The organism is Rubrivirga sp. (assembly GCF_049648075.1).
Classification (GTDB): Bacteria; Bacteroidota; Rhodothermia; order Rhodothermales; family Rubricoccaceae; genus Rubrivirga.
The window spans coordinates 1-4,399 of the sequence record NZ_JBARYR010000383.1; the positions used below are offsets into that span (position 1 = coordinate 1).

General features: G+C 63.7%; 8 protein-coding genes. 2 read left to right on the forward strand and 6 right to left on the reverse strand.

All coding sequences use genetic code 11. From position 1 onward, the window contains the following. Nucleotides 1-12 precede the first annotated feature (12 nt). Nucleotides 13-144 (forward strand): hypothetical protein, encoded by a 132-nt coding sequence (locus WBA11_RS11040; RefSeq protein ID WP_424520748.1) that lies wholly within the window; start codon nt 13-15, stop codon nt 142-144. Nucleotides 145-256: 112 nt separating this feature from the next. Here the strand turns inward: WBA11_RS11040 and WBA11_RS11045 are convergent, their stop codons facing one another. From WBA11_RS11045 to WBA11_RS11055, 3 genes are all read right to left on the reverse strand, one after another. Beyond that, nucleotides 257-553 (reverse strand): hypothetical protein, encoded by a 297-nt coding sequence (locus tag WBA11_RS11045; protein ID WP_424520742.1) that lies wholly within the window; start codon nt 551-553, stop codon nt 257-259. 225 nt (nt 554-778) lie between these two features. Next, the gene (locus tag WBA11_RS11050) at nt 779-1,117 is read right to left on the reverse strand and encodes a type II toxin-antitoxin system PemK/MazF family toxin (RefSeq protein ID WP_424520743.1); all 339 of its coding nucleotides are present in this window, start codon (nt 1,115-1,117) and stop codon (nt 779-781) included. Then, the gene (locus WBA11_RS11055) at nt 1,099-1,392 is read right to left on the reverse strand and encodes an antitoxin family protein (protein ID WP_424520744.1); all 294 of its coding nucleotides are present in this window, start codon (nt 1,390-1,392) and stop codon (nt 1,099-1,101) included. Before WBA11_RS11055 ends, WBA11_RS11050 begins: the two co-directional genes overlap by 19 nt. A 180-nt stretch (nt 1,393-1,572) precedes the next feature. Between WBA11_RS11055 and WBA11_RS11060 the strand changes: the two genes are divergently transcribed. After that, the gene (locus WBA11_RS11060; protein ID WP_424520745.1) at nt 1,573-2,562 is read left to right on the forward strand and encodes an IS110 family transposase; all 990 of its coding nucleotides are present in this window, start codon (nt 1,573-1,575) and stop codon (nt 2,560-2,562) included. Between the two features lie 193 nt (nt 2,563-2,755). Here the strand turns inward: WBA11_RS11060 and WBA11_RS11065 are convergent, their stop codons facing one another. The 3 genes from WBA11_RS11065 to WBA11_RS11075 all read right to left on the reverse strand — a co-directional run. Beyond that, nucleotides 2,756-3,322, reverse strand: a complete 567-nt coding sequence (locus tag WBA11_RS11065) for a hypothetical protein (protein WP_424520746.1) — start codon at nt 3,320-3,322, stop codon at nt 2,756-2,758. A 140-nt stretch (nt 3,323-3,462) separates the two neighbouring features. Further along, on the reverse strand, nt 3,463-3,870 hold the full coding sequence (locus WBA11_RS11070; RefSeq protein ID WP_424520749.1) for a 5-fold beta-flower protein: 408 nt from the start codon (nt 3,868-3,870) through the stop codon (nt 3,463-3,465). Between the two features lie 226 nt (nt 3,871-4,096). Next, nucleotides 4,097-4,399, reverse strand: a 303-nt coding sequence (locus WBA11_RS11075) for a hypothetical protein (protein WP_424520747.1), incomplete at its 5' end; no start/stop codon positions are given.

Here is a 4,399-nt window from a genome sequence, read left to right on the forward strand (position 1 = left end):
CGCCTGGACCGCATGATGCGGACGGCCTTCGACCGGGTCTACGACGCGGCCGAGCGCTACGACACGTCGATGCGGATCGGAGCCTATGTGATCGCGATCGAGAAGGTGGCCGGCGCGCTCCGCATGCGCGGCATCTACGCGTAGGTCGGTCTCGTTGGCTGCGCCGGCCTGACGGCTCTCGAGGTCGATGCGCGGCCTCGAGGACGATGGCTAACCGGGGCGGTGTTCTCGACCTCGAGGTCGGCGTTGCGGTTGGCTAACGGAATACGACGACCAGTCCCAGGATTGACAGAGCGAACCCGATGCCCATTAGGGTGAACCGGACACGGCGAGACGTAACGGGGAGCAACGTGGCGATGCCGACCACGACCATGCCCAGACCCGATGGGCCTCCCCACCAACTCACGTAGTCGGAGCCGATAGCAAGGTCGAAGGCGGTGACGATCGCGATCAACGCGCCGCACGAGACCAAAACCCATCCGCTGAACGCGTTTCGCTCGACCAGCGACCTTTTGAACCGTCCGTATTGTGGGGCAGAGGCGACGTCAGACATCGAGGACGTGCGAAGTGTGCTCGTAAACGTATAGGATCTCCTATCACTATGCAAGTCTCTGTCTTGGACAGTGCGTCCTCGAGGACGTGGGCCTGGGAGTTGTGCTTTGGCCGTCCTCGAGGACGGCTTGCTCCTTTGCTGAGGTGGGAGCGCTACAGAGGTGAAGCCGAGCGCGGACTTTGTCCGCGGGAGGCTTGCAGCGGCGGGTTCGCTGTACCTAGGCACTTACCCGCCAAGCAACTCAATGACGGCCTCAACCAACTTGCTAAGCGTAGAGTCATCGAGAACACCCATTTCTCGTACGATGAGGGAGTCGTTAGCGGTAAACAACTTCCCCGGCCGGGCATAACTCGTCAGCCGAAGCCCACCTCGCGCGAAGCTTTGCTCAGTCAGTTCGACCGCATTAGGGTCGGAGTACGACCTGCTGGTCACCTGCACCAGCACGTAGTCCCCGCGCCCCGCGTCAGCGAGAACGACGGCAGGCCGCCGCTTCGAGGACGAGAGGTCGGAGAACGGGAACCGAACGAGGACAACGGAGCCGCGCGTCACTGGAGGTGAGCCCACGCGGCGTCTTCCTCCTCCCGGTTCCAATCGCTCGCTAATGCGGCTTCGCTGAGAAGCGCCGTCTCTTGAGGGTCGTCGGCTCCCAAGATCGTCACGAGGGCGCGCTCGCCCGCTCGTAACTCCACGTCTTCAAGGAGTCGGAGGCTCCCATCGTTCTCGACGACGGCTTCAACGGTACGGAGCATCAGGGCAGGCGGGATGTTTACGTCCGAACGCCTTCCCGGCCTCCCGGTTGCCTTCACCGTTCGTAGTACAGCGGACAGACAGCCGCTCACCCGCGGCACACGATGCGCCGTCGGCGAGCAAGATGGGAGAGTAGCCGCCGACGGCAGGCCGAGCAAGAGCTACCGGGTGCCGTCGGCGTGCACCATACCATTAGCCGCAGACGAGGAGACCCCGGACGACAGACCTTCCGGAGTCACTACACCCCCTCCAATCTGTCGCTGAGGCCCGCCATGAAGATCCGCACCACAGCCGCTCCCGACAAGGCCCGTCCCGTGCTCCTGCTCGCCGCCGACGTCTCCAAGGACACGCTCCACCTCTTCAGCCGCTTCGAGTCTGGACACCGCGAGGTCGTCGCCGAGGACGTCGTCGCCAATCGCACCGAGGCCGTCGAGCGCGCACTCCGCGAGGCCGCAGCGCTCGCGGCCGACCACGGGCTCGCCGGTGTCCGCGTGCTCTGCGAGTCGACTGGCGGCTACGAGCAGACGCTGCTCACCGTAGCACGCCGCGCCGGGCACGAGACCGCGCTCGTGAGCCCGGAGCAGGTCGGCAAGCTGACGACGCTAGAGAGCCTCGACACGGCCAAGACCGACCGCAAGGACGCCCGCGTGATCCACTTGGCCGCAGAGATGGGTAAGACCCAGTGCCACCGGGACTTGCCGGAGCCCTACGTGCTGCTGCGCCACCTGACCGCGTTCCACGACGACGAGATCCTGGTCGCGAGCGCCATTCGCACCCGTCTCCAGGCCACGCTCCGCGATCTCTTCCCGGACTACGGCCGACCTCTCGCCTTCACGTTCTCCAAGACCGGCCGGGTGCTGCTGCACGAGCGTCTTATGTGCCCGCATCGACTCGTGAAGCTTGGCCAGGCGCGGCTTCTGGCGATGCTTCGCCGCCGGGTGCCAGGCGTCAAGACCGTCACTGGCGAGCGGCTCTTGACCGCCGCCACGGAGTCGGTCCGCTCGGCGCCACCGCCCGCCGTCGCGGCCGTGCTCTCCGACCGGCTCGCGGTGCTCGTGGCTGAGCTCGAGAGGACCGACAACTGCCTGTCAAGCCTCGTGGATCTCGGTCCCTCGTGGACCCGGTCCGCTGAGAGCTTCGCCTTGCACCATGGAGCGCCTCGGCCCTGTCGAGCCAGCTCGTCCCTCGGCGGCACCCTCCGCCTCGCAGAGCCGATACGGGATGTTTCTCGTCGCTCACCTCCGGCTCCGCCGGTGCGCTGAGACGACCGATCCCGGCCAGCATCGCTCGCGACCGACCGGGGTGACGCGCTCACCGATCGTCCGCCGCACCTCAGCGGTGGGCTAGGGACGGCGCGTCTCATCCATCCCCTCGTCTACACCTCTCGGTCCGACCTGCCCGAATCGACCGGAATCGACGCCGACCCCTTGACTTCCAGTTAATACCAGCCGCGGGTTATACAGCCCGGTGGTCTGAGGCGAAGGGGCCGATCTGGTGAGACTCTGCTGCGCCCTCGTCGAAGAACACCGTGATGTGGTCCATCATGCCCATGCGGAAGCCGCCCTCCCGAACCTCGTACGCTGAGACGTAGACGACGGAGTCGTCCTCGAACGTCAGCCGGATGTCCTGTGGGTACTCGGTTCTCTGCGACCCGTCTGCCAACTCGAACCAACTCCAGAACACGTCCGCGGCCACGATCTGCTTGCCGAGCAACAGCGCCCACCGACTGGCGGCGGACACGTCCCACACCCGGTTGGCGCTCACGTCGTGCAACGGTTTCGCCTGCGCCGTGACGCCGTACTGCGCGAACTCCGCCCCCCACGTCACGTGGTATGTCCTGCCGTCGTCCATCGTGAGCTCGAACCCGTAATCGAGCGAGTCGAAGTCAGGCGAGCCGTTCCACGCCGGGACCGCCAGCGGCTCACCATCAAGACCGAGGTAGTCGATCTCGTGGTACCGGACTCGGGCGATCCGACCTCCGAACAACGCCTCGACTCGTTCCTCGAACTCTGATGGCTTCATTGCGAGGGCTGTATGACAGAGGGCCGCTCACCCGCGGCACCGACGATGTCAAGACGAGCGACGACGTTATGCTAACCGCCGTCGGCCAAACGAGGCAAGGCGCAAGCGTGCTGTCGGCGTGCAGCGGCAAGTTATGCGGCTCATGGTGATAGCACGAACTCGAAGTATGCTGCTGCCGCTGCTGCCCACTCGTCAGGTGTCCCACCGACTGCGGTAGCGATTAGCTCTCCGTCAACACCTTTCAGCATATTGCCTTCGAGCGTCAACACGACTGTTCCACTGCGCGTGCGAACTGTCCCATCCCTACCCTGAGCGAGGCGTTGGCCTTGAGTGTTTACGACATAGCCGCCTGAAACGGATCCGATGACTTGACCTCTGTTATTCAGTATGTCACCATCTTTTACCTGGAGCAAAACTTGACCCCTGGTATTTTGGATAGACGTCTCACCGACGATGAGAGAGTTGGATGTACTAGTGCCAATTTGGTCGCAGCCTGACAGAGAGCTGTAAATTCCAAACAAGGCAAGCGCAGAAAGAAATTTTCTCATTGGTTTTACTAGATGGAATTTCGGCAGAATGCCAAACAAGGCGAGTGGCGTCGTGAGTTGACCCCTAAGTACGAGAAGTTGTGACTTCGGTTACGCCTGCCGCATAACAGAAGGTGCCTCAGCGGCGCTGGGCTGCGAAGCGGTAGGACGAAGCAAGGTAGGCGCGGCGCCCGGACGAGGCAAAACCGCTGAGCCCGGCGTCGGCCTGCAAGCACGAGTTATGCCGCTACTCTAGTGGCAACCCTGCCGCTACCCACTCGGCCAGCGCAGGCGCCCCCGCGGCCTCAAACATGTATACCGGCTCTGATGCCGAGATCCCACTGTCCTTGAGTATCTCCCGCTCAAAGACAATGATTGATGGAATGGCAATTTGCCGGTTCTCAAGCCCGCCCGGTCGCCAGAGATGAGTCAGCGCGGCGGCGTTCTCCCAGTTCCGCCCGATGGCTACTTCGTCGAAAGCGCCAGCCCCCTGAAGGAAGGTGAACCCCTCGGTTATATCCCAGTCGAGCGCGACGCCGACCGCAGCAAA